19 protein-coding genes and 1 pseudogene are annotated in these 25014 nt (G+C 52.7%); 9 read left to right on the top strand and 11 right to left on the bottom strand.

Annotation, left to right across the window (positions count from 1 at the left end; genetic code table 11):
• Positions 1-48: 48 nt before the first annotated feature.
• From mhpT to RYZ59_RS03650, 4 genes and pseudogenes are all read left to right on the top strand, one after another.
• Positions 49-1263 carry a 3-(3-hydroxy-phenyl)propionate transporter MhpT gene (gene mhpT / locus RYZ59_RS03635; protein WP_318044957.1) on the top strand — a complete coding sequence of 405 codons (1215 nt, stop codon included), beginning with the start codon at positions 49-51 and terminating at the stop codon, positions 1261-1263.
• Positions 1264-1536: 273 nt separating this feature from the next.
• Positions 1537-2940 (top strand): S-methylmethionine permease, encoded by a 1404-nt coding sequence (gene mmuP, locus RYZ59_RS03640; RefSeq protein ID WP_202039348.1) that lies wholly within the window; start codon positions 1537-1539, stop codon positions 2938-2940.
• Positions 2927-3859, top strand: coding sequence for a homocysteine S-methyltransferase (gene mmuM, locus RYZ59_RS03645; RefSeq protein ID WP_318044956.1), 933 nt, complete (start codon positions 2927-2929; stop codon positions 3857-3859). Before mmuP ends, mmuM begins: the two co-directional genes overlap by 14 nt.
• A 110-nt stretch (positions 3860-3969) precedes the next feature.
• Positions 3970-4092 (top strand): annotated as a pseudogene (locus RYZ59_RS03650) (hypothetical protein); the annotation flags it as partial.
• Positions 4093-4141: 49 nt separating this feature from the next.
• Here the strand turns inward: RYZ59_RS03650 and RYZ59_RS03655 are convergent.
• The 9 genes from RYZ59_RS03655 to RYZ59_RS03695 form a co-directional block, all read right to left on the bottom strand.
• Complete coding sequence (locus RYZ59_RS03655) at positions 4142-4546, bottom strand: hypothetical protein (protein ID WP_194211164.1); 405 nt, start codon at positions 4544-4546, stop codon at positions 4142-4144.
• Positions 4521-5993, bottom strand: coding sequence for a PAAR domain-containing protein (locus tag RYZ59_RS03660; RefSeq protein ID WP_318044951.1), 1473 nt, complete (start codon positions 5991-5993; stop codon positions 4521-4523). The genes RYZ59_RS03655 and RYZ59_RS03660 overlap by 26 nt, the downstream gene beginning before the upstream one ends.
• A 7-nt stretch (positions 5994-6000) precedes the next feature.
• Complete coding sequence (locus tag RYZ59_RS03665; protein ID WP_318044949.1) at positions 6001-6732, bottom strand: hypothetical protein; 732 nt, start codon at positions 6730-6732, stop codon at positions 6001-6003.
• A 386-nt stretch (positions 6733-7118) separates the two neighbouring features.
• Positions 7119-8165 carry a ferric ABC transporter ATP-binding protein gene (gene fbpC / locus RYZ59_RS03670; RefSeq protein WP_318044947.1) on the bottom strand — a complete coding sequence of 349 codons (1047 nt, stop codon included), beginning with the start codon at positions 8163-8165 and terminating at the stop codon, positions 7119-7121.
• A gap of 11 nt (positions 8166-8176) precedes the next feature.
• On the bottom strand, positions 8177-10255 hold the full coding sequence (locus RYZ59_RS03675; protein ID WP_318044945.1) for an iron ABC transporter permease: 2079 nt from the start codon (positions 10253-10255) through the stop codon (positions 8177-8179).
• A gap of 68 nt (positions 10256-10323) precedes the next feature.
• Positions 10324-11355 (bottom strand): ABC transporter substrate-binding protein, encoded by a 1032-nt coding sequence (locus RYZ59_RS03680; RefSeq protein ID WP_202039344.1) that lies wholly within the window; start codon positions 11353-11355, stop codon positions 10324-10326.
• A complete protein-coding gene (gene uhpC / locus RYZ59_RS03685; RefSeq protein ID WP_318044942.1) occupies positions 11352-12644 on the bottom strand; it encodes an MFS transporter family glucose-6-phosphate receptor UhpC in 1293 nt (430 codons plus the stop codon). The genes RYZ59_RS03680 and uhpC overlap by 4 nt, the downstream gene beginning before the upstream one ends.
• Positions 12645-12728: 84 nt before the next feature.
• Positions 12729-14270, bottom strand: a complete 1542-nt coding sequence (locus tag RYZ59_RS03690) for an MASE1 domain-containing protein (protein ID WP_318044940.1) — start codon at positions 14268-14270, stop codon at positions 12729-12731.
• Entirely contained in the window at positions 14270-14899 is a 630-nt protein-coding gene (locus RYZ59_RS03695) for a response regulator (protein ID WP_202039734.1), read from the bottom strand. The genes RYZ59_RS03690 and RYZ59_RS03695 overlap by 1 nt, the downstream gene beginning before the upstream one ends.
• Before the next feature lie 338 nt (positions 14900-15237).
• On the opposite strand from RYZ59_RS03695, the gene tauA reads away from it, so the two are divergent.
• From tauA to tauD, 4 genes are read left to right on the top strand one after another with little or no spacing between them, the layout of a single operon-like run.
• A complete protein-coding gene (gene tauA / locus RYZ59_RS03700; protein ID WP_318044938.1) occupies positions 15238-16200 on the top strand; it encodes a taurine ABC transporter substrate-binding protein in 963 nt (320 codons plus the stop codon).
• 12 nt (positions 16201-16212) lie between these two features.
• Positions 16213-16980 (top strand): taurine ABC transporter ATP-binding subunit, encoded by a 768-nt coding sequence (gene tauB, locus RYZ59_RS03705; RefSeq protein WP_318044936.1) that lies wholly within the window; start codon positions 16213-16215, stop codon positions 16978-16980.
• Complete coding sequence (tauC, locus tag RYZ59_RS03710) at positions 16977-17804, top strand: taurine ABC transporter permease TauC (protein ID WP_202039339.1); 828 nt, start codon at positions 16977-16979, stop codon at positions 17802-17804. Before tauB ends, tauC begins: the two co-directional genes overlap by 4 nt.
• The gene (tauD, locus tag RYZ59_RS03715) at positions 17801-18652 is read left to right on the top strand and encodes a taurine dioxygenase (RefSeq protein ID WP_318044933.1); all 852 of its coding nucleotides are present in this window, start codon (positions 17801-17803) and stop codon (positions 18650-18652) included. The genes tauC and tauD overlap by 4 nt, the downstream gene beginning before the upstream one ends.
• A 58-nt stretch (positions 18653-18710) precedes the next feature.
• Here tauD and RYZ59_RS03720 read toward each other — a convergent pair whose 3' ends face one another.
• Together RYZ59_RS03720 and hemB are read right to left on the bottom strand one after the other, a co-directional pair.
• Entirely contained in the window at positions 18711-20426 is a 1716-nt protein-coding gene (locus RYZ59_RS03720; protein ID WP_318044931.1) for a lysophospholipid acyltransferase family protein, read from the bottom strand.
• Positions 20427-20538: 112 nt separating this feature from the next.
• Entirely contained in the window at positions 20539-21513 is a 975-nt protein-coding gene (hemB, locus tag RYZ59_RS03725; RefSeq protein ID WP_137384668.1) for a porphobilinogen synthase, read from the bottom strand.
• A 503-nt stretch (positions 21514-22016) separates the two neighbouring features.
• Here hemB and ehaB point away from each other — a divergent pair.
• On the top strand, positions 22017-24959 hold the full coding sequence (gene ehaB, locus RYZ59_RS03730; RefSeq protein WP_318044929.1) for an autotransporter adhesin EhaB: 2943 nt from the start codon (positions 22017-22019) through the stop codon (positions 24957-24959).
• The last annotated feature ends 55 nt before the right edge of the window (positions 24960-25014 follow it).

The following is a 25014-nucleotide window of genomic DNA, read 5'->3' on the forward strand; positions in this document are numbered from 1 at the left end:
ATGTATCAGCCGCGATTCACCTGCATCGTGACCTCTGAGGGACATCTTATGACGACCCGTACCCCCGCCTCCTCTTCGCGCCTGACGCTGACCGTCGGGCTTTGCTTTTTAGTCGCCCTGATGGAAGGGCTGGATCTACAAGCCGCCGGTATCGCTGCCGTTGGTATCGCTCAAGCCTTTGCATTGGATAAAATGCAAATGGGCTGGATTTTCAGCGCCGGGATTTTGGGATTACTGCCCGGCGCGTTGGTGGGCGGCATACTGGCCGACCGTTATGGGCGCAAGCGCATTCTCATTGGCTCCGTGGCGCTGTTTGGCCTGTTCTCCCTGGCAACGGCGCTGTCGTGGGACTTTTCAACGTTAGTCATCGCCCGCCTGATGACCGGCGTCGGACTGGGAGCCGCATTGCCGAACCTGATTGCCTTAACCTCCGAAGCAGCGGGCCCGCGTTTTCGTGGTACGGCGGTGAGCCTGATGTACTGCGGTGTACCAATTGGCGCGGCGTTGGCGGCGGCGCTCGGGTTTAGCGGTCTGGCGTCTGCCTGGCAAACGGTATTCTGGGTGGGCGGGGTGATCCCGCTGCTGCTGGTGCCGCTGTTGATGCGCTGGCTGCCGGAATCACAGGTTTATACCCAGCAAACACAGGTGGCTGCCGCGCCGCTGCGCGCGCTGTTCGCACCCGCGACCGCGACCGCCACGTTGCTGCTGTGGCTGTGCTATTTCTTCACCCTGCTGGTGGTATACATGCTGATCAACTGGCTGCCGATGCTGCTGGTCGAGCAGGGCTTTAGCCCATCGCAGGCGGCAGGCGTGATGTTTGCCCTGCAAATCGGTGCGGCCAGCGGCACGTTAATCCTTGGGGCGTTGATGGATAAGCTGCGCCCGGTGGTGATGTCATTACTGATTTACACCGGGATGCTGGCCTCGTTGCTGGCGTTGGGGACGGTTTCGTCATGGAGCGGCATGCTGATGGCCGGCTTTGTCGCGGGCATGTTTGCTACCGGCGGACAAAGCGTGCTGTATGCGCTGGCGCCTCTGTTTTATAACACGTCAATCCGCGCCACCGGCGTAGGCACTGCGGTGGCGGTTGGGCGTTTGGGCGCAATGAGCGGCCCGCTGCTGGCGGGGAAAATGCTGGCGCTGGGCACCGGAACGGTGGGGGTGATGGCGGCTTCTGCGCCGGGCATTCTGCTGGCCGGTCTGGCGGTATTTATCCTGATGAGCCGTAAATCGCAGATGACGGTCCAGGCCAGCGGTTCCTGAGGGTCATCCGGTTGCATGAACGGGAACACTCGCTTCCTACTTCCGGGTGAACGCAAGTCGGCGGCTCTGTTGCCAGAGTTTACATACAGTCTGGCAACGGAGGCGTTATGAGCTGGCGGCCCTTTTTATATCTCATTATTAACCCTCATCCAGTGTTGAGCGCCCGACGCGGGCATCTGCATCTGGTGCAGGGTTGACTTTGCATTCTGTCAACAAACACGGTATAACAAACCTTCTTTGGATGTTTAGATGTCCATACGTTTAGAAGGTTATATGCAAACAACACAACAAAATGCGCCACTGAAGCGCACGATGAAAACACGTCACCTGATTATGCTCTCCTTAGGCGGCGTGATTGGCACAGGATTATTCTTCAATACCGGGTACATCATCTCCACCACCGGAGCGGCGGGAACGCTGCTGGCCTATCTGATTGGTGCGCTGGTGGTCTGGCTGGTTATGCAGTGTCTGGGCGAGCTGTCGGTCGCGATGCCGGAGACCGGGGCGTTTCACGTTTATGCCGCACGCTATCTTGGTCCGGCAACGGGGTATACCGTGGCCTGGCTCTACTGGCTGACCTGGACCGTGGCGCTGGGTTCGAGCTTTACCGCTGCCGGATTCTGTATGCAGTACTGGTTTCCTCAGGTGCCGGTATGGGTCTGGTGTGTGGTGTTCTGCGCGATTATTTTTGCCCTCAACGTTATCTCTACACGCTTTTTTGCCGAAGGGGAGTTCTGGTTTTCGCTGGTGAAAGTGATCACCATCATCGCGTTTATTCTCCTCGGCGGAGCGGCTATTTTCGGCTTTATCCCGATGCAGGATGGTTCACCCGCGCCGGGGCTGAGCAACATCACGGCGGAAGGCTGGTTCCCGCACGGCGGCCTGCCGATCCTGATGACCATGGTCGCGGTGAACTTTGCCTTTTCGGGGACTGAGCTTATCGGTATTGCCGCTGGTGAAACGGAAAATCCGCGCAAAGTTATCCCGGTGGCGATTCGTACTACCATCGCGCGACTGATTATTTTCTTTATTGGTACCGTGTTTGTATTGGCGGCGTTGATCCCGATGCAGCAGGCGGGTGTGGAGAAGAGCCCGTTTGTGTTGGTATTCGAGAAGGTGGGCATTCCGTACGCCGCTGATATTTTTAACTTCGTGATCCTGACCGCCATTCTTTCTGCTGCGAACTCCGGACTGTATGCCTCCGGGCGCATGCTGTGGTCGCTGTCGAATGAACGTACGCTGCCTGCCTGTTTTGCGCGAGTAACGAAAAACGGTGTGCCGCTGACGGCGCTGTCGGTCAGTATGCTCGGCGGTGTGCTGGCGCTGTTTTCCAGCGTCGTGGCCCCGGATACGGTGTTTGTCGCATTGTCGGCTATTTCCGGATTTGCGGTAGTGGCGGTGTGGCTGAGTATCTGCGCCTCGCATTTTGTGTTTCGCCGCCGCCATCTGCAGCAGGGTAACGCATTGAGTGAATTGCATTATCGCGCCCCGTGGTATCCGCTGGTGCCGGTACTGGGTTTTGTGCTGTGCCTGGTGGCCTGTGTGGGGCTGGCATTCGATCCGGCGCAGAGAATTGCGTTGTGGTGCGGGTTACCGTTTGTCGCGTTGTGTTATGGTGCTTATTTCCTTACTCAACCCCGTAACGCAAAACAGGAGCCAGAACATGTCGCAGAATAATCCGTTACGCGCCCTCCTCGATAAACAGGATTTCCTGTTGCTGGATGGTGCTCTGGCGACGGAGCTGGAAGCGCGAGGGTGTAACTTAGCCGACAGCCTGTGGTCTGCCAGGGTGCTGGTAGAAAACCCGGCACTTATCCGCGAAGTTCACCTGGATTACTTCCGGGCAGGGGCACAGTGCGCAATCACCGCCAGCTATCAGGCAACTCCCGCGGGTTTTGCCACGCTCGGCCTGGATGAGGCGCAGTCGAAAGCGCTGATTGGCAAAAGCGTGGAGCTGGCGCGTAAAGCGCGTGAGGCGTATCTGGCGGAAAATCCGCAGGCCGGGACGTTACTGGTGGCGGGTTCCGTCGGACCTTACGGCGCGTACCTGGCCGATGGCTCTGAGTACCGTGGCGATTACGCGTTAAGCAATGAAGCGTTACAGGCGTTTCATCGTCCGCGTGTTGAAGCGTTGCTGGATGCCGGGGCCGATCTGCTGGCCTGTGAAACCCTGCCAAATTTTGCCGAAATTCGCGCGCTGGCTGAGTTGTTGACCGCGTATCCGCGTGCGCGGGCATGGTTCTCGTTTACCCTGCGTGATAGCGCACATCTGAGCGACGGTACGCCGCTGCGCGACGTGGTCGCTTTCCTTGCGCAATATCCGCAGGTGGTGGCGTTAGGCATTAACTGCATTGCGCTGGAAAACACCACCGCTGCGTTGCAGCATCTGCATGGCTTAACGGCGCTGCCGCTGGTGGTGTATCCCAATTCTGGCGAGCAGTACGATGCGGTAAGCAAAACCTGGCATCATCACGGTGATCATTGCGCGCAGCTGGCGGATTATCTGCCGCAGTGGCAGGCCGCTGGCGCCCGGTTGATTGGCGGGTGCTGTCGCACCACGCCGAAGGATATTGCCGCGCTAAAAGCGCGAAGCTGAGCGTTTATCGAGTCTACATCGTTCACTGTAGGCCTGATAAGCGCATCAGGCATTGCTGGATGGCGGCACAAGCGCCTTAGCGGCTCTACAGTGAATGATGTGACGATACGGCTATTGTGATTTTAGGTAATAGACCGCACTCACTCGTAGCAGGCCTTAAAGCAAATCCAAACGTTTTTGTGAGTGGGTTATTACCTGTTGCTTCTTACGACCGGATTGTTGACCAGATATAGGGTGCATTGAAGTAAAATTAAAGAAGGGACTCCAATGGAGTCCCTTTATTCAAAATGCAATAAACATACTTAGCAACACAGGAATAGATAAAATCCATAGCATTGCTTCAATTTTAAATCCTAGTGTTAATTTGCAAGGCAAGCCTCTTATTAAATTATAACCCTCTATGCTCATACCATAATTAGAAATTTTATTATATTTGAAAATTAAAGTCTCCATAATAAACGCGACTTTAGTGAGATATAATCCTGGTGTGGTAAATAGACTTGCATTTTTACATATTATTGCTGTAACAGGCAATGGTCCGATTTCCTTTTCATATATGTCAACAATTTTTTTATATGCTATCTTGTTGTAAAAATAAAAGATCATTATTAATAATTCATTAAGCATTAAAGCAAAGCTAATAATAATTTTTATATTATCTTCATTTTGAATGAAAAAAGTTTTCATAGATAATATGATCTCCTACATAATTACCTAATTTTTCACCAGCGTCCTCGCCATATTTTTCTGCAATCTTACCTGCCGCAATAGTAACACCAACCCCTGTAACAAAACACAGAGTAGCACCGATTCCGCCTGCTTCTATAGTAGAAATCCCTAATACCCACGTACAAAGCGCAGTTGCAGCACGCCCGGCAGTACCTCCTACCAGTAAACTACTCCCCTGTTTTAATCCAAACTTACTATACTCTGTTATCGCCGCTTTTTTGCATGCACTTTCACGGCCTTTTGCACAGGCATCATAAATATTTGATGTATATCCGGCAAAATCTAAACCTATGCCAACAAAACCAACGGTTTTCATCAGTTTAACTAATTTTGCCGAATTTTCAATATATGTAGCATAGCCCTCTATATTATCCACTCCAGTTTTATCCCATTTATGCATAATTGAGCTTGTTGATAAACCTAAAGCTTTTTTAATACTATTATATTCTTCCAGATTAAGATGGGTTTTGGAGAATTTATTTAAGATAACATTTAATTTTTCAAACAGTCTTGCTCGTTGACCAAAAAATTCCTCCCCAGATATGATTCCTTTGTTATGGGTGTACGTATCTTTATATAACTCCTGAATTTCAATTAATATTTGTTTTATTTCTTCGTAATAACTTTTACCTATCTCACTAATATATCCAAAACCATCCCCAGCATTTCCTAAATAATTACCGAAAAGTTGATATGAAAATGCATCCACGGCTCCTCTGTTATCATGCAATAACTTTGCATCCTGCAAGGTAAGTGGGGCCAGAGCTTTATCAATTCGATCTCGTGCTTTTTGTAATGCTTCAATCTGATGCTGATCTTGTTTTTCAGGATCTACAACAATCAGAATTGAACCAGGCTGTTTTTTTATATCAGGATTCAGTTTGTGATATAGCTCTCTCGTACCATCGGGGGGATTAACAAAAATATACGATTCATATGTTGATGGTTTAGCCTCATAGGGTAATACACAAAATCCCGCATCTACAGCCTCACGAGGCGGTTTATCCTCTTCAGCTTCAGCCGGACAATATGGCCTATGTGCCATCGTGAGCGGTTTTGGTGCGTTCTGCGGCGTTACAGAGATCACTCTGTTTGTGACTGGTTTAGGTGTGGAGAGAACTTCACTCTCATAGAAATAACTGACATTTGAAATTGAGTTAATAAATCGGCATTTGCAAGGGCATGTGCCAACGCTATGTGCTGTTCCGGCAGCCTGAACACCATGTATAAAATAACCTGGTTGCCCTCCTGCTATGTGGTAGAGTTTTTTATCTTTACCACAGGTATAGCTATCGCCATGTCGTGCCGTTGGCTGTCCGTCGAGTATATGATTAGTACAACCTGTTAAAATAGTACCACCGCAGGTTGTTTTATCTCCCACTCTTAAAAAATAGGCAATTCCCATACAAGTCTCATTTTAATAAAGTTAAATTTTCCGGATTACAAAAAATCCAGTCATTTTCCCATGTTGCCATATAAACACAATCTTCGATTTTATTGGATTCTTTGAATTGCATATTATTATAAGCTATTAAACTTTGTTCTTTTAAATAGTCATTATGATAATTGCATTGTGATTGAGTATGATTTAGAAAATCAGAGAATCTTTTCTTCCACATTTGATGAAATCTATCTGTAACTTTTTCGGGTATTTTTAGGGTGGGGAGTCTTTCATTTTCACTGAAACTGCTAAAAGTATATTTGACGGGGATTGTAACTTGAGCCAAATGATAACCATGATATATAATATTGCATTGTTTATCGGCCCAAAACCCCGCACTCAACAGCAGATAATAATCATCGCTATTTTTGGTGATCTTATTATTTTTTATCATTTCCTCAATATTAAAATCATCCAGTGCATATACGCTCCACTTTTCATTAAATTTTTTCTCTAAGTAAGTGGAGTAAATTGATGCTTCCATCTTTGAATAAAAAATTAGAATGCCTTCTATACTTCGATCGTACCGCCTCCACAATGGCTCTAACATTTCTTCTTTTTTATGCGTTGTTTTGTTGTATATTCCACTGACACGACCCAATACCCATAATTCGTGCTCGCTTATATATTGGGTATCCTGATTTTCTTCCCGGTAAAAATACATTTTCTGACTCTCTCTCATCCGTTGAAAGCATGATGACAAACTATTTCCTCTATAAAAGCTGTGCTGCTGATCGCATAAGGAACAAAAAAGCCTGAATCCAGTTCGTGATGATTCAGGCTTGAAATAATTAAAATCACATGCATTCACTTAATAAATATATTATGGTGATCTTTCCTTTTTTATAATCAAATTAATATCATCCGGTCCGTTGTTTGATAGTAGAATCTGTAACCGATGGTATACAATCTGCATAACAGCGGGTGATGTTATGGATGTTTTTACTGTAAAACCGTGTGTGCGTATTTGATATTTCAAAATTGTTAAATCAATCGTAACGTCATAGCATTACGATTGATTTGCGATTAAATTATAGTCAATGGTTTTGAACGATGTAGGCCTTATCCGGCCTACAAAGCTACAAAACCTTATGCCGCATCCGCCAGGATAAACATACCGTACGGGTGGATTTCGAGGTAATACTGTTCGCCAACGTCCGGCTGCAGACGCGTGGCGTTAACCTGCAATAGAATCTCCTGTCCGTGCCACTCTACCGTGACCTCATACTGCGGCCCCATATAGGCCACGTGGCGGATCACGCAGCGCTGACTCTCTTCGCCGCGATCGCTAAGCGTGATGGCCTCCGGGCGCACGCCGACCATACCTTCCCCCTGCGTGCCAAAGTGCGGCGGGCGCGGCAGATGGTAGCCGTAGATATCAACGTAGTTGTCGCTGAAGGTCGCCGGAAACAGGTTGGCATCGCCCATAAAGCTCGCCATAAAGCGGGAGGCGGGCTGGCGGTAAAGATCCTGCGGTGAGCCGATCTGCATGATGTGTCCTTTGTTCATCACCAGCACGGTATCGGAAACCGCAAAGGCTTCGCTCTGATCGTGGGTGACGTACAGCGAGGTGATATCAAACTGTTTTTGCAGCTCGCGGATCTTATCGCGCATGCTACGGCGCAGGTTGGCATCGAGGTTACTCAGCGGCTCATCAAACAGCAGTACCTTCGGTTTGAGGATCAGCGCGCGCGCCAGCGCTACGCGCTGCTGCTGCCCCCCGGAGATCTGATCGACATAGCGCTCTTCGAATCCTTCCAGATCCACCATCGCCAGCGCCTCTTTGACACGGGCTTTCAGCTCTGCGCGCGGTACGCCAAGCATTTTCAGGCCATAGCCGACGTTTTCCCCCAGCGACATATGCGGGAACAGGGCGTAGGACTGAAATACCATACAGATATCGCGCTGTTGAATAGAGCGGTGGGTGACGTCTTCGCCATCAATAAAAATCTGTCCTTCGCTCGGTTTTTCCAGTCCGGCAACCAGGCGCAAAATGGTGGTTTTGCCACAACCGGACGGGCCGAGCAGCGTCACCATTTGCCCCTGCGGGATGGTGAGGTTGATATTGTCGATAACCGTGTTGCTGCCAAATCGTTTGGTGACGTTGCGCAGTTCAACGAAATTTTTCTGAGTCATAGTGCACTCCATTACGCCTGGTTTTTGGCTTTTGAACGGGAGGTACGTGATTCACCGATCAGCCAGTCAAAGATAAAAATAATCGCCAGCATTACCACGATCAGAATGGAACCGTAGGCAATCGCCACGCCGTATTCGCCGTCTTCCACGCGGTTGAGGATGTAGGCCGTCGCCACGCGGGTATCCGGCGTGACGAGGAACACAATGGCGCTGACGGTGGTAATGGCGCGGACAAAGCTGTAGATCAGCGCTGAGAGGATTGCCGGGCGCAGCAGCGGCAGCAGGATGTGCGTAATAGTACGCAGCGAACCGGCGCGCAGACTGAGTGAGGCTTCATCCAGTGATTTATCGATCTGGCCTAAGCCCGCGATACCTGCCCGGATACCGACCGGGACGTTACGCATCACCATCGAGATAATCACGATGGCTGCGGTACCGGTGAGGTACACCGGGGCGCTGTTAAAGGCCAGAATATATGACACACCTGCGACGGTGCCCGGTACGGCAAAGCACAACATGGTGGTGAACTCGATGGTCTTCTTACCTTTGAACTGCTGACGCACCACAATCCATGCGATAAGCAGACCGAAGATGGCGGTAATCGGTGCGGCAATCCCGGCGTAGAGCAGGGTATCGAGCAGCGAAGGCCATGCACCGTCGCTCATTCCCTGGCCGAACAATTTAGTAAAGTTCGCCAGCGTCAGGGTGTAGTCCACGCCCCAGTTGACGGTGAAGCTGCCGTAGAAAATGCTGCCGTACAGCAGGGCGTTGAAGGCAATCCACACCGCCAGCAGGGCAACCACGCTCCACACCAGCGTCACCGGTAGCGGCTGTACGTCGCCCCGGTAGGATTTACCGGAAACGGTGACATACGAGCGTTTACCGATCCACATGTACTGCACGCAGAACACCAGCAGCGAGAACAGCAGCAGGAAAGCGCCCAGCGTACTGGCGGCCTGGTAGTCGAGCTGTGAGCCGGTGATATAGAAGTAAATTTGCGTTGCCAGCACGTCGAAGTTACCGCCGAGCACCAGTGGGTTACTGAAGTCGGCCAGCGACTGCACCACCACGATCAAAAAGGCGTTCGCCAGCGCCGGTTTCAGCAGCGGGACAAATACGCCGTTAAAGGTCTGCCAGCGGCTGGCTCGTAGGGTGTATGACGCCTCTTCCAGCGAGGGATGAATGGTTTTGATCGCGCCGTCGAGGATCATAAACGCCATCGGGGTAAAGGCCAGTACCTGCGCCAGCCAGATGCCGGTAAAGCCGTACAGCCAGTTGGTGTTGGTTAAGCCAAACCAGTCGACCATAAATTCGGTGATGTAGCCGGAGCGTCCCATCATCAGGGTGACACCCAGGCCAACGACAAACGGCGGGGTGACGATCGGCAGAATCGAGAAAATACGCCCGATAATGGCGCTGCGTTTAGCGATGCGGGTGGTGTAGATCGCCAGCACCAGACCAAAGAAGGTACAGCCAATACCAACGGCAATCGACAACATAATCGAGTTGAGGATCACCTGAATGATATGCGCCTGGGACAGCACATTCATAAACGCCAGCGGGGCAAATTCCCCGGTGTCGTTAGTGAACATCGGAATGAAAATCGCGATGCTCGGCCAGACGATAAAAATACCGATCAGCGCGACGATCGCGGTGAGCGAACCGATGACAAAACGGTCACCACCCAGCAATTCCAGACGAGTAAGCGCCAGGGTCATGATTGCGCCAAGCGCCACAAACAGTACGATGGTGGCATAGCCTAAACCGCGTCCTTCAAGGGTGGCGCTGGCAACGATAAAGGCCATACAGAAGAATGCCCAGCCCGCGTCAAGATAATGGCGACTGCGCTGTTCGCGTCGGGCTTCATTAAACGGACGCACCAGCAGCAGGCTCGGCAGTAGATACCAGAGCCAGCTAATGTTGAAATGTGACCAGCTGTAGGCGTCGAGAATTTCGTCGCGCGTGGACTCCAGCAGGCCATAGTCCAGGCTCCAGCTTGGCAGCAGGGCAAACGCCAGCCAGCCGAGCAAAACCCAAAGAAATATCGCATCCCGTTTTTTCACGGGATGGAGTGCAAGTGTGTGTGACATAGCGTTTCCGGTAATGTAGGCCGGGTAAGGCGTTTACGCCGCACCCGGCAAATGAACGCAACGTGGGCTTATTTACCCATCTTCACTTCGCTAACCCACTTATTGATCAACGCCTTACGTACGTCAGTCGAGCCGTACTTATCCATGTCGTAATTGATAAGCTTCAGGTCGTCGAGTTTCAGCGAGTTAGGAGAGGTCTCGGCGGTGGTGTTGGTTAGGATCTGATAGGACTTACCTTTCTTCCATGCCAGCTCCTGAGCCTCTTTTGACAGTACCCAGTCAACGAACAGTTTGGCGTTGTCGAGGTTACGCGCACCTTTCAGAATGCTGACGCCGCCAATTTCATAGCCGGTACCTTCGCATGGGGAGATGAGCTCCAGCGGGGCGCCCTGTTCTTTTTCCAGCGAGTAGTCGTGCAGGAAGCCAATGCCAATCGCCGTTTCGCCACGGGCGGCGTTACGCGCCGGAGCAATACCGGATTTGGTGTATTGCGAGACGTTGGCATTGAGCTGTTTCAGGTAGTCAAAGGCCTGATCTTCACCCCACAGTTGGGCAAAGGTCGCCAGCGCGGTGTAGGCGGTACCGGAGCTTTGCGGGTCGGCAATTTGGATTTCGCCTTTGTATTCCGGTTTGGTCAGATCCTTCCAGCATTGTGGCACCGGCAGGTTTTTCTCTTTCAGACGCTGAGTATTGACGCCAAAGCCCAGGATACCGACATAAACCGCGGAGGAGAGGTTGCCTTTTACCTTTGCCGGATCGCGGAATTTCTCCATGATCTGCTCGAGGTTCGGTGATTTATACGGTTGCAGCAGACCCATTTCACCCGCCTGAGACTGCGGGTCCAGCGTACCGCCGTACCACACATCCGCCTGTGGATTTTTCTTCTCGGCATCGACTTTCGCCAGCGTACTGCCCGAACCGTTGCGAATGAATGAGGTTTTCACATCATATTTTTCACCAAAGGCTTTGGTTTCGGTTTCACACATCTCGTTCGTGGCGCTGCAATAGACCACCAGACGACCTTGTGCTTGTGCCGCACTGCTGAAGGCAGCCAGCGCCAGAGTAGAGGCAATCAGGGTAGAGGTAAGCGTCAGTTTCATTGTTTTATCCTTTGACTGAGAGAAGGGGCGATACCCGCGATGAGCAGCGGCATTAGCAATAAACCCATAAAGACAGCGGCAACCGAGAGCAAACTGAACATCCCCGACCAGCCGTAATGTTCTATGACCAACGACAGCGGCCAACCCGCCAACGCGGCCCCCAGATAGGCGAACAGCCCGAGAAAACCGGTGATTGAACCTGCCGCCGCTTTGTGTCCGCATTCGACGGCCGCCAGACCAATCAACATCTGCGGGCCAAAAACGAAAAAGCCCACGGTAAAGAAACAGACAGCCAGCAGCGCGTAGTGGTGAACCGGCGCCAGCCACAGCGCGGCGACGGAAACCATCAGCCCCAGCGTGAACAGCAAAATCATCGGGGCGCGCTGGCCGCTGAACAGCAGATCCGATCCCCATCCGGCAAACAGCGCACCCAGCAAGCCGCCGACCTCAAACAGCATCACCGTGGCATTGGCGCTGAGCAGATTCACGCCGTGGCTTTCCGTCAGCCAAATGTTGCCCCAGTCGTTGAGCGCGATGCGGATCAAATACACCAGCACATACGACACCCCCAGCAGCCAGATCATCGGATTCTTCAGCATGGTGGTGCGTAACATTTGCCACAGCCCCATCGGCGGGCTTTGCTGCTCCTGACGCAGCTCCAGCGGGTCATGCCGCCATTCTCCAACGGTAGGGAGACCCTCTTCGCGGGGCGTACCTTTCAGTTGCAGCGTCAGCCAGATACCTAATGCCATGCTGATGATCCCAGGTGTCAGCATCGCTGCCTGCCATCCCCACCAGTGGGCGGCAAAGGCGCTAATCAGTGGGATGATGGCCCCACCGATGTTGATTGACATATTCCAGCAGCCCCACCAGAAGCCGCGTTCGTTACGCGAATACCAGTGGGTCAGCAGGCGGGCGCAGGGCGGCCAGCCCCAGCCCTGAAAAAATCCGTTCAGCGTCCAGACCGCCAGCAGCAGCGTCAGCGATTCACCAAAGGCGAACAGCACGTTTAAAACGCCGGTGGCAAACAGGCCAATGCCCATAAATGTGCGCTGCCCATGGCTGTCGTGCCAGAGTCCCGCGGTAAACTTCGACAAACCATAGGTCAGGTAAAACAGCGATCCCAACAGACCGATATCACTTTTATCCAGTCCGAGATCCATTTGCAGCGCCGGGAGGACGTAGTTAACGCTTTTGCGCGTCAGGTAAAACGCCGCGTACCCGATGACCATGCACATCAGCAGCTGTGGACGCAGCGTCCGGTATTGTTGGTTGATGTCGGTACGCATAGCCGTCTCCGTTTTGCTGACTATAAGAAAGTGAAAGCGAAAGGGGATGAGAGAAAGTCCGCAGTGACTAAGACTTTTTCCTGGTTAAGGGGCGGTTTGTTGCAAATTTGTGGGCAGGTTAACAATTACCCGCGTGCCGTGGTTAGATTCGAGCGTCAGCTCACCGCCGAGCGCGCTGACCCTCTCACGCATTCCCTGGATACCAAAGCCGGGAATTTTTTCAGGCAGAATGCCCACGCCGTTGTCCGTAACTTCCAGCAACAGGCAGTGATCCCGTTGGTACAGCGCAATCGACACCTCGCTGGCATCGGCATGTTTACAGACGTTATTGAGCAATTCCTGCAACAGACGGTACAGCGTAAAGCGTACCGTTTCATTTTCTGGCGTATTTGCCAGTCGGTAATCAAACCGGCAGTGAATACCCCGTTCGGCAAAGGCAAATTCATTGACCAGATGGTGCAGCGCATCTTTAAAAGACAGCTCGTCAAGCGCGGGTGGGCGGAGCTGGCGCAGTAGCTGGCGGGTCGAGTGGTGGATTCGCCGGGCAAGATCGTTGATCTGGTTCGCCGCGTCGAGCGTTTGCTCAGGGCCCTGCGAACGTTTAACCAACTGAGATTGAATTTGAATGGCGGTAATGTTCTGGCCAATTTCATCATGCAGTTCCCGCGCCAGGCTTTTGCGCGTGTTTTCTTCCGTGCGGATCAGCTGTTCGGTCAGCGCGCGGCGCGCCGCCAGTTCGCTTTCCAGACGCTGGCGATAATGGTGCAGGTTTTGCGCCAGATGCTGCTGGCGGCTGATGGCGATTCCCAGCCCGATGCCCAGCAGCGCCTGGGTGGCGAGGAAAATTTCCAGCTCCAGTAAGTTACTGAACCCGACGCCGATTTGCCGGGCGATGGTGATCATCATACTGCCGAGCAATCCGGACAACACGCCGCCCTGCCAGCCAAATTTCCACGCCATCACCACGTTGGGCAGGAACACGACAATCAGTAACAGGCGTTCGATGTCTGGCGAGAGCACCATCTGCGTGCCGATACCAATAATAAAGAACAGGCTGCACCAGATGATAAGCGAGGTGCGCAGCGGGGGATTGGTGGTATCCAGCCCGAGCAAATGATAGCGGTGCTGCTGGCGCAAAAATTCATAGATCAGATAGACAAACGGGGTGAGCAGCACACCACCGGTAAACGACGCCAGACCGATTAACGTCGCCGGGCTTTGAATAAATGGTGAAAGCAGGGCGGTATTGAGTAATGAAGTGATCGTCACCGCGGCCAGCAGCAGCGTTAAGCGTTGCCAGTACAGGGGAAAGCGGTGCCAGTATGACTGGCCGATGCTCGCCGGAACCAGGCTAATTAACGGCGCAGCCAGCAGGATATAGCCATTCAATAATTGCTCGCTGTGCAGCCAGAACAACATCAGTAGGGGTGGCAGTATCAGCGCGGGCCAGTAACGGCGCGATAGCAGGATTAGCAGCGCGAGATAGACGCCGTGCGGCAGGAATAGCGCCGCCTGCTGGCCGTTGTGGGTCAGGTAAAACCCCAGCGTCCACAGCATCAGCCAGCCCGATCCCCAGGCCAGCAGAATAAACAGCGAAATAACCCAATGCCGAAGGTTACGCGACATTAATGCCCCGTTAATAGCTGGTGGTCGAGGGCAAAATGCACCAAATCGATGGTGCTGTGGCATTGCAGCTTGCCCAGTACATTCGCACGGTGGACGTGGACCGTTTTATGACTGAGGTCGAGCTTAAAGGCGATCTCTTTCACACTGTCACCTTTGACCAGCAGATCAAACACTTCGCGTTCGCGTGGGGTTAATACCTCCAGCACCTGTGCAGATTGCTCACCTCCACGTAACGCCCGCAGCGCGTCGGCGCACAGGTAATGGCCTCCCATACCGACTGAGCGCACCGCCTGTACTAACTCTTCCGGTCCACAGCGTTTGGTCAGATAGCCGCTGGCCCCGGCATCCAGCGCGCTTTGTACAAACGTCGGCGCGTCATAAATACTGAGAATAATGGCGCGAAAGCCGGGTTTTTGCGCCCGCAGCCGTTTTAGCAGACTCAGACCATTTTCATCCGGCATGGCGATATCCATGACCGCGACATTGACGTCCTCGCGCAGTAATGCCGGCCAGGCCTCTGCCGCACTGCTGTACTGGCCGATAACGGCGAGATCCTCTTCAAGACCGAGTAATTGCGCAAAGCCGGAACGCACCACCACATGGTCATCCACCAGCACAACATGAATCATGATATTGCTCTCTTGCCTGACAAGGATATCTATGATGCCTGCCAGCGCCACGCTGGCAATCATCGTGGTGCAGTTATGTAACGAATGTAACAAAATCGCAATAATTTGCCGGGTGTTGTAGCGAGTGTAGGCCTGATAAGCGCAGCGCATCAGGCATGGATTGCCGGATGGCGGCGCAAGCGCCTTATCCGGCCTACGTTCTGTAATGAGCGAAATAGCTAACTATTGCCGCTTTTTTTCTAAAAACGCTTTGTTCTTAGCCAGAATTTTTAATTCCTTTATCAAATTGTGCCGCAACGAAATACTGCCTCCATAACAAGACAGGGGAGCAGACAATCATGGTTATTTCATCGCGTAACACACTTCTTGCCGCTCTGGCATTCATCGCATTTCAGGCGCAGGCGGTAAACGTCACAGTCGCCTATCAGACCTCCGCCGAACCGGCCAAAGTGGCGCAGGCGGATAACACCTTTGCTAAAGAGAGCGGGGCCACCGTTGATTGGCGAAAATTCGACAGCGGGGCGAGCATCGTGCGTGCACTGGCTTCCGGCGATGTGCAGATTGGCAATCTCGGCTCCAGCCCGCTGGCCGTCGCTGCCAGTCAGCAGGTACCTATTGAAGTTTTCCTGCTGGCGTCAAAACTGGGTAGCTCTGAAGCGCTGGTAGTGAAGAAAAATATCAGTAAGCCGGAGGATTTGATCGGCAAACGCATTGCCGTGCCGTTTATTTCCACCACCCATTACAGCCTGCTGGCTGCGCTGAAACACTGGGGTATCAAACCCGGTCAGGTGGAGATTGTGAACCTGCAGCCGCCGGCAATTATTGCCGCCTGGCAGCGTGGCGATATTGATGGTGCTTACGTTTGGGCGCCGGCCGTCAATGCGCTGGAAAAAGAGGGCAAGGTATTAACCGATTCTGAAAAGGTTGGCGAGTGGGGCGCGCCGACGCTGGACGTGTGGGTGGTGCGCAAAGATTTTGCCGAGCAGCATCCCGAGGTGGTGAAAGCCTTTGTCAAAAGCGCGATTGATGCGCAGCAACCCTATATTGCTAACCCCAATGAATGGCTGAAACAGCCGGAGAATATCAGCAAGCTGTCGCGTTTAAGCGGCGTGCCGGAGGCGGATGTGCCGGGGCTGGTGAAAGGGAATACCTACCTGACTGCGCAACAGCAAACCGCCGAGCTTACCGGGCCGGTAAACAAAGCGATTGTCGATACTGCGCAGTTCCTCAAAGAGCAGGGCAAAGTGCCTGCTGTCGCGACGGATTACAGCCAGTACGTTACCGATCGCTTCGTGCAATAAAAGGAGGGGCTGATGCTGCAAATCTCTCATCTCGCAGCCAGCTACGGTGGAAAACCGGTGCTGGACGATATCAACCTGACGCTTGATAGCGGCGAACTGCTGGTGGTACTCGGGCCTTCCGGCTGCGGCAAAACCACGCTGCTAAATCTGATTGCCGGGTTCGTGCCGTATCAGCACGGCAGCATTACGTTATCAGGTAAGAAGGTGGAAGGTCCGGGCGCGGAACGCGGGGTGGTATTCCAGAACGAAGGTCTGCTGCCCTGGCGTAACGTGCAGGATAATGTGGCCTTTGGTCTGCAACTGGCAGGAGTAGATAAAGTGCAGCGTCAGCATATCGCCCAGGAGATGTTGCAGAAAGTGGGGCTGGACGATGCCGGAAAACGTTTTATCTGGCAGCTCTCTGGCGGCCAGCGTCAGCGTGTTGGCATTGCCCGGGCGCTGGCGGCCAATCCACAGCTCCTGCTGCTCGATGAACCGTTTGGTGCGCTCGACGCGTTTACCCGTGAGCAGATGCAAACCCTGCTGCTGAAGCTCTGGCATGAGACCGGCAAACAGGTGTTGTTAATTACGCACGATATTGAAGAAGCGGTATTTATGGCCACCGAGCTGGTGCTGCTCTCATCCGGCCCTGGTCGGGTGATGGAGCGTCTGCCGCTTAACTTTGCCCGGCGCTTTGTGGCCGGGGAAGCGAGCCGCAGTATTAAGTCCGATCCGCAGTTTATTGCCATGCGCGAGTACGTGTTAAGTCGCGTCTTTGCGCAACGGGAGGCGTTCTCATGAGCGTAGTGATTAATGATAAACCGCGACAGCGCACGCTGAACTGGCGCTGGCCGTTTTCACGTCAGATAACGTTAAGCCTTGGTACGCTGGTCGTTATTCTGGCGGTGTGGTGGACGGTGGCAGCGCTGCAATTAATCAGCCCGCTGTTTTTGCCAGCGCCCGGTCAGGTACTGCAAAAGTTGATCACCATCGCCGGGCCACAAGGATTTATGGATGCCACGCTGTGGCAACATTTGGCCGCGAGCCTGGCGCGAATTGTCATCGCCCTGCTGGCCGCCGTGCTGCTGGGCGTTCCGGTCGGGATCGCGATGGGCCTGAGCCCGACAATTCGCGGCATTCTCGATCCGATCATTGAATTGTACCGCCCGGTTCCGCCGCTGGCCTATTTACCGCTGATGGTGATCTGGTTTGGTATCGGTGAAACCTCCAAGATCTTATTGATCTACCTGGCGATTTTCGCGCCTGTTGCGATGTCGGCGCTGGCCGGTGTCCGCAGCGCGCAGCAGGTAAGAGTACGCGCCGCGCAATCACTGGGGGCCAGCCGTGCGCAGGTGTTGTGGTTTGTTATTTTACCCGGCGCATTACCTGAAATTCTGACCGGGCTGCGCATCGGGCTGGGTGTCGGCTGGTCAACGCTGGTGGCTGCGGAGTTGATTGCCGCCACGCGAGGTTTGGGTTTTATGGTCCAGTCCGCCGGTGAATTTCTGGCAACGGATGTGGTGCTGGCGGGGATCGCGGTCATTGCCGTTATCGCCTTTATTTTAGAACTGGGTTTGCGCGCGCTTCAGCGTCGTCTGACGCCCTGGCATGGAGAAGTACAATGAGTGAACGTCTGAGCATTACCCCGCTGGGGCCGTATATTGGCGCACAAATTTCCGGTGCGGATCTGACGCGTCCGCTAAGCGATAACCAGTTTGAGCAGCTTTATCATGCGGTGCTGCGCCATCAGGTGGTGTTCCTGCGTGAGCAGGTGATTACGCCGCAGCAGCAGAGAGCGCTGGCGCTGCGTTTTGGCGATCTGCATATTCATCCGGTCTACCCGCATGCCGAAGACGTGGAGGAGATTATCGTGCTGGATACTCACAACGATAATCCGCCAGATAACGATAACTGGCACACCGATGTGACCTTTATCGACACGCCGCCAGCCGGGGCCATTCTGGCAGCAAAAACGCTGCCTTCGACCGGAGGCGATACGCTGTGGACCAGCGGGATTGCCGCTTATGAGGCGCTCTCTGAGCCGTTTCGCCAGTTGCTGAGCGGCCTGCGGGCAGAGCATGATTTTCGTAAATCATTCCAGGAGTACAAATACCGTAAGACGGAAGAAGAGCACCAGCGCTGGCTGGAGGCGGTGGCGAAGCATCCACCCCTGCTGCATCCGGTGGTGCGCACGCATCCGGTGAGCGGGAAGCAGGCGCTGTTCGTGAATGAAGGATTTACCACGCGAATTGTCGATGTGACGGAAAAAGAGAGCGAGGCGTTACTGAGCTTTTTATTCGCGCATATCACTAAACCAGAGTTTCAGGTGCGCTGGCGCTGGCAGCCTGACGATGTGGCGATTTGGGATAACCGCGTGACGCAGCATTACGCCAATGCGGATTATCTGCCGCAGCGGCGCATTATGCATCGGGCCACGATTTTAGGGGATAAGCCGTTCTACCGTGCGTCGTAACAGAGAATTACACCGTTCGGCACGCTGCGGTACCGTGCCGAATGGCGGCGCAAACGTCTTATTCTGCCTGTGAAACCAAATGCGGTTCGATATACCGCTGGTAGCGATTTGCCTTCAGATACGTTAAATCCACCAGCACCAGGCCATCCACGCAGTTGTTAAAGTCCGGGTCGCTGCCAAAGTCGATAAACTGTACGCCACCTGGCTCACACACTTCGGAATATTGCTTGTAGAGTGGTGGAATACCACAACCAAGGTTGCCGAGCAGCGATTTCAGTCGCGTCAGGTCTTCGCTGTAATCTTCCCCGCCAAACTGCGCCAGTGCGTCGGGTAACGAGGCCGGGTACGGTCGACGCGACTCCGCCAGCGGATGCGTTGCCGGAAACCACAGGCGATAAAAGGCAACCAGCAGATCGCGGGCCGAAGGCGGTAGCCCACCAGAAATAGAGACCGGGCCAAACAGGTAGCGATAGTGTGGATGGCGCGCCAGATACGCGCCGATACCGGACCACAGATAGTCCAGCCCGCGGCGTCCCCAGTAGCGTGGCTGAATAAAGCTGCGCCCCAGCTCAATGCCGTGCTGGAGGATATCGTCCATCCGTTCGTCGTAATGAAACAGGCTATAGCTGTAAATGCCGTCCAGCCCGCGCTTTTCCATCTGCAGGGCGGTCGGTATAAACCGGTAGGCACCGACGATCTCCAGATCATCTTCATCCCACAGGATCTGATGCAGGTAGTCATCGTCATAACTGTCGATGTCGCGGCGTTTGCCGCTGCCTTCACCTACCGCGCGGAAGGCGATTTCCCGCAGACGGCCCAGCTCGCGTAGCAACGGAACCTCTTCCTGACCGTTGCGTTGCCAGAGATAGATAACCTTACCGTCTGCTGTACGCCCCAGGCACTCGGCCTGGTGTAGCTCGCGCTTGAGCAGAGCACGGGGTTCCGGGCGAGCGATCGCGCTTTCGGTTTTAAAGACGCCCGGCAGTCCTTTCCCCAGTAGCTGAACGTGTCGGTAGCACTTGTCTGTCATTTCTCGCAGCGTGGTTTGCGGGTTGCACCATGTCGACCACGCAATTTGCTCGCCAATGGTCACCGGCAGGTTGCTGTTCCGGCGGCGGAACATCTGCTGCATTAACAACAGCATCGGCAGGTTCTGCGACACCAGAGTGCTGGCATAAAACAGCGTACTGTTGCGTGCCTCAATCCACGCAGGCAAGAGCGGTGCGCGGTATTTGGCGGCGAGCTTAATAAAGCCGGAGTGCCATTTTTTATCGTGAATGCCGCGCCGGGTTATGCGCGAAACCTCACCGGCCGGGAAGAAGATCAGCACACCGCCGTTTTGTAACTGTCGGTCCATCTGTTGTAGCGCCGCTTTAGCTGTGCGGCCATTAATATTATCCACCGGAATAAACAGCGAGCTGAGCGGTTCAAGATGGGTGAGCATGCGGTTGGTGACGACTTTAACATCGCGGCGAACGCGAGAGACGGCGTACAGCAGGGCCAGGCCGTCGAGTGTGCCGGTAGGGTGGTTGGCGATGATAACCAGCGGCCCTTGTTCGGGAATTCGTTCCAGACTACGGACCGGAATTTGACAGTGAATGTTGAGATGCTCCAGCACCTGTTCGACGGTATCTAACCCTTTCAGATGGCGGTGACGAGCGGCAAACTGTTGGAATTCCTCTTCATGTAACAGTTTTCTCAGTACTTTTTTTTGCCACGGGGCGGGCCTCGCCTCTGGCCACAGGTCGTCGATGACATTGTCGAGACTAAACATAGCGGCTCCTCCTCTGTCCTTTTGTGACAGTAGAAGGGCGATGTGTCGGTTAGATGGCGGTTTGGTGACGTTTTATGATAAAACGCCCCGCAGTGCGGGGCGTTGGAAGGAATTAACGCAGGATTTTTTTCTCAGCTAGATCGCGTGCGAAGTAGCTGAAAATCAGATCCGCGCCAGCGCGCTTGATCGAGCCTAAGCTTTCCAGCACCACTTTCTCTTCATCTATAGCACCCGCCATCGCCGCGAATTTGATCATCGCGTATTCACCGCTGACCTGATAAGCGCCAATCGGCAGCTCGGTGCGCTCGCGGATATCGCGCAGGATATCGAGGTATGCGCCAGCCGGTTTGACCATCAGGCAGTCTGCACCCTGAGCTTCATCCAGCAATGATTCGCGGATCGCTTCACGGCGGTTCATCGGGTTCATCTGATAGGTTTTACGATCGCCTTTCAGCGCGGTGCCGGCGGCTTCACGGAACGGGCCGTAGAACGAAGAGGCAAACTTGGTGGAATAGGACATGATCGCGGTATCGGTGAAGCCTGCGGCGTCCAGCGCCTGGCGAATCGCCTGCACCTGGCCGTCCATCGCGGCGGAAGGCGCGATGAAGTCAGCACCCGCTGCGGCGGCAACCACCGCCTGCTTGCCAAGATTGGCCAGGGTTAAATCGTTATCAACGCCGTGCTCGCATAATACGCCGCAGTGGCCGTGCGAAGTGTATTCACAGAAGCAGGTGTCGGACATGACGATCATTTCCGGTACGGTCTGCTTACAGATACGCGACATGCGCGCCACCAGACCGTCTTCTTTCCAGGCGTCGCTGCCGGTGTCATCGGTGTGGTGGGAGATACCGAAGGTCATCACCGAGCGGATTCCGGCGTTGGCAATGCGTTCAATCTCGCGTGCCAGATGTTTTTCTGGAATGCGCATCACGCCTGGCATGGCCTCGATGGCTTTGTAATCGTCGAGTTCTTCTTCAACAAAGATCGGCAACACCAGGTCATTTAAGCTCAGTGTTGTCTCTTCAAACATAGCGCGCAGCGCAGGGGATTTGCGCAGGCGGCGAGGGCGTTGGATTAGGTCTGTCATGGTATGCCTGATGTTTGTGAAATCGAAGGCCGTAGTATACCCGAACCTGAGGGCGAGTGGTTTACGAAAGTTGGCGTTATGCGAGTGAGGTTCCACGCTTAATAGCCTCTCCTAAATATATACTATTTATATTTTTGTGGTGTTTATTATTTTAGATATCGATTGGTTTTAATTTTGGTTCGGTTTTGCTTAATGGTTAATTAAGCCATGAAGGTTTTAGTGGTATTTATTATCTGTGTTTTTGTTTTCTTTTTAAATAATAGGGTAAATGTATGGATTTGATGTTTTTATGATTTTAATGAATTGAATTTAAATATATTTTTCTTTTCCTTATAGGGTTTTCTTAATTGTCTTATTTGTGGTCTGCTTTCGGACTTAAGGCAAAGAATAATTGAACCTTTCATCTGTGACGCCGCATAATCGTTTCCGAGAAACATTAAATGTTTTCTATGCATTGATAATTGACGGATCAACTATATTACGTCCCTGAGGAGGGATGACAAATGCACACTTGGAAAAAGAAACTTGTAGTCTCACAATTAGCATTAGCCTGCACGTTGGCAATTACTTCTCAGGCGAATGCTTCTACTGATATCTCTGGGACCACCTACACAACGTTTACCCATCATAATGATGCATCTTATGCTGATGGCGTTTACTACGATGGGTATGTCGGCTGGAACAATTACGAAGCTGATAGTATTTATAACGGTGATATTTATCCGGTAATCAATAACGCCACAGTCAACGGTGTTATTTCGACTTATTATCTGGATGATGGGCTAGCTACTAACAGCAATAACAACAGCCTGACGATCAAGAACAGTACCATTCACGGCATGGTGACATCCGAATGTATGACTACGGATTGTACTAACCGTACGGGTACCGACTATTACTACGATCGCCTGGCGATGAACGTCATCAATTCAACGATTGATGACAACTACGAACATTATACCTACAACGGTACCTATAATGACGCGGCTGACACGCACGCTGTCGACGTTTATAACCTGGGTACGGCTATCACGCTGGATCAAGAAGTTGATCTGTCTATCTCCGCTAACTCTCACGTCGCGGGTATTACGCTGACTCAGGGTTACGAGTGGGAAGATATTGACGATAACACCGTCAGCACCGGCGTAAACAGCAGCGAAGTGTTTAACAACACCATCGCGGTGACCGATTCTACCCTGACCTCTGGTTCATGGTCTGATGAAGGTACCACCGGCTGGTTTGGTAACACCGGCAATGCAAGCGACTACAGCGGCTCTCATACCGCTGACGATATTGCAATAGCAGCTATTGCAAATCCAAATGCAGATAACGCGATGCAAACCACCGCAACGTTTAGCAATTCCACGCTGATGGGCGATGTGCTGTTCTCCAGCAACTTTGATGAGAACTTCTTCCCGAGCGGTGCTGACAGTTATCGTGATACCGATGCCGATCTGGATACCAACGGCTGGGATGGTACTGACCGTCTGGATCTGACCCTGAACAACGGCAGTAAGTGGGTGGGGGCGGCACTGTCTGTGCATCAGATTGATAACGATGGTGACGGTGTTTATGACGGCTATTCTGTGGGCACTGAAGCCACCGCTACGCTGATCGACATCGCGGCCAACAGCCTGTGGCCTTCTTCAACCTACGGTATCGATAGCGGCACGACCTCTTATGACGAAGATGATCATGTGGTAGGTAACGAGGTTTATCAAAGCGGTCTGTTCAACGTCACGCTGAACGGCGCTTCACAGTGGGATACCACCAAAACTTCGCTGATTGATACTCTGAGCATTAACAGTGGTTCGGTTGTCAATGTGGGTGATTCTACCCTGATCTCCGACACTATTGACCTGACGGGTGGTTCTGCACTGAACATCAACGAAGATGGTCATGTTGCGACGGATACGTTGTCTATTGACAACAGTACCGTTACGATTGCCGATGATGTCTCTGCTGACTGGAATTCGGATGGCTGGAATTCGGAGCTGTCTAGTGCTGCGCTGTATGCCAACACCATCAACGTGACCAACAACGGAGTTCTGGATGTGGGTAACGGCACGAGCGATGCACTGCAGGTTGATACGCTGAATCTGACCAGCGACACCGACGCTTACAACCATGTTAATGCGGGCGTTTTCGACATCAACAGCGCTAACTATGTACTGAATGCTGACCTGACCAACGATCGTACTAACGACAAAACTCAGGCTAACTACGGTTATGGCGTGATCGCGATGAACTCTGATGGTCATCTGACTATCAACGGTAACGGCGATTCCGACACCTCAGGCGATCAGTCTGAAGTTGATAACTATGGTGATCGCGTAGCGGCAGCCACCGGTAACTATAAAGTTCGCATCGATAACGCCACTGGCGCAGGTTCTGTTGCTGATTACAAAGGTAATGAACTGATCTACGTTAACGATACGAGCAGCAATGCGACCTTCTCTGCGGCTAACAAAGCTGACCTGGGGGCTTACACCTATCAGGCGCAGCAGCAGAGTAACACCGTTGTTCTGCAGCAGATGGAACTGACAGACTACGCGAACATGGCGCTGAGCATCCCGTCTGCTAACACCAATATCTGGAACCTGGAACAAGATACCGTTGGTACTCGTCTGACTAACGCACGTCATGGTCTGGTTGATAACGGTGGCGCATGGGTAAGCTACTTCGGTGGTAGCTTCGATGCGGATAACGGCACCATTAACTACGATCAGGACGTTAATGGCATCATGGTCGGTGTTGATTCCAAAATTGATGGTAACAACGCTAAGTGGATTTTCGGTGCCGCAGCAGGCTTCGCGAAAGGGGATATGAGCGACCGTAGCGGTCAGGTGGATCAGGACAGCCAGACTGCCTACATCTACTCTTCTGCTCACTTTGCCAACAACATCTTTGTTGACGGTAACTTAAGCTACTCTCACTTCAACAACGATCTGTCCGCCAGCATGAGCAACGGTCAGTATGTCGATGGCAGCACCTCTTCTGATGCCTGGGGCTTTGGCTTGAAACTGGGTTACGACCTGAAACTGGGTGATGCAGGTTACGTAACGCCATACGGCAGTGTATCCGGTCTGTTCCAGTCTGGTGATGACTATAAGCTGAGCAACGACATGAAAGTTGACGGTCAGTCTTATGACAGCATGCGTTATGAACTCGGTGTCGATGCAGGTTATACCTTCGCCTACAGCGATGACCAGGCACTGACTCCGTACTTCAAACTGGCTTACGTTTATGACGATGCGGGTAACGATGCTAACGTCAACGGTGATTCCATCGACAATGGTACTGAAGGTTCTGCGGTACGTGTTGGACTGGGTACTCAGTTCAGCTTTACCAAAAACTTCAGCGCATATACCGATGCTAACTACCTTGGCGGCGGTGATGTAGATCAAGACTGGTCTGCGAATGTAGGCGTTAAATATACCTGGTAAGCATTCCTCTTAGAGGACTCGGTACTTTAATCCCAATAAGCCCGTCAAGGATTTG

The sequence above is a fragment of the Citrobacter sp. HN-141 genome (genome assembly GCF_033341895.1).
Lineage (GTDB): Bacteria > Pseudomonadota > Gammaproteobacteria > Enterobacterales > Enterobacteriaceae > Citrobacter.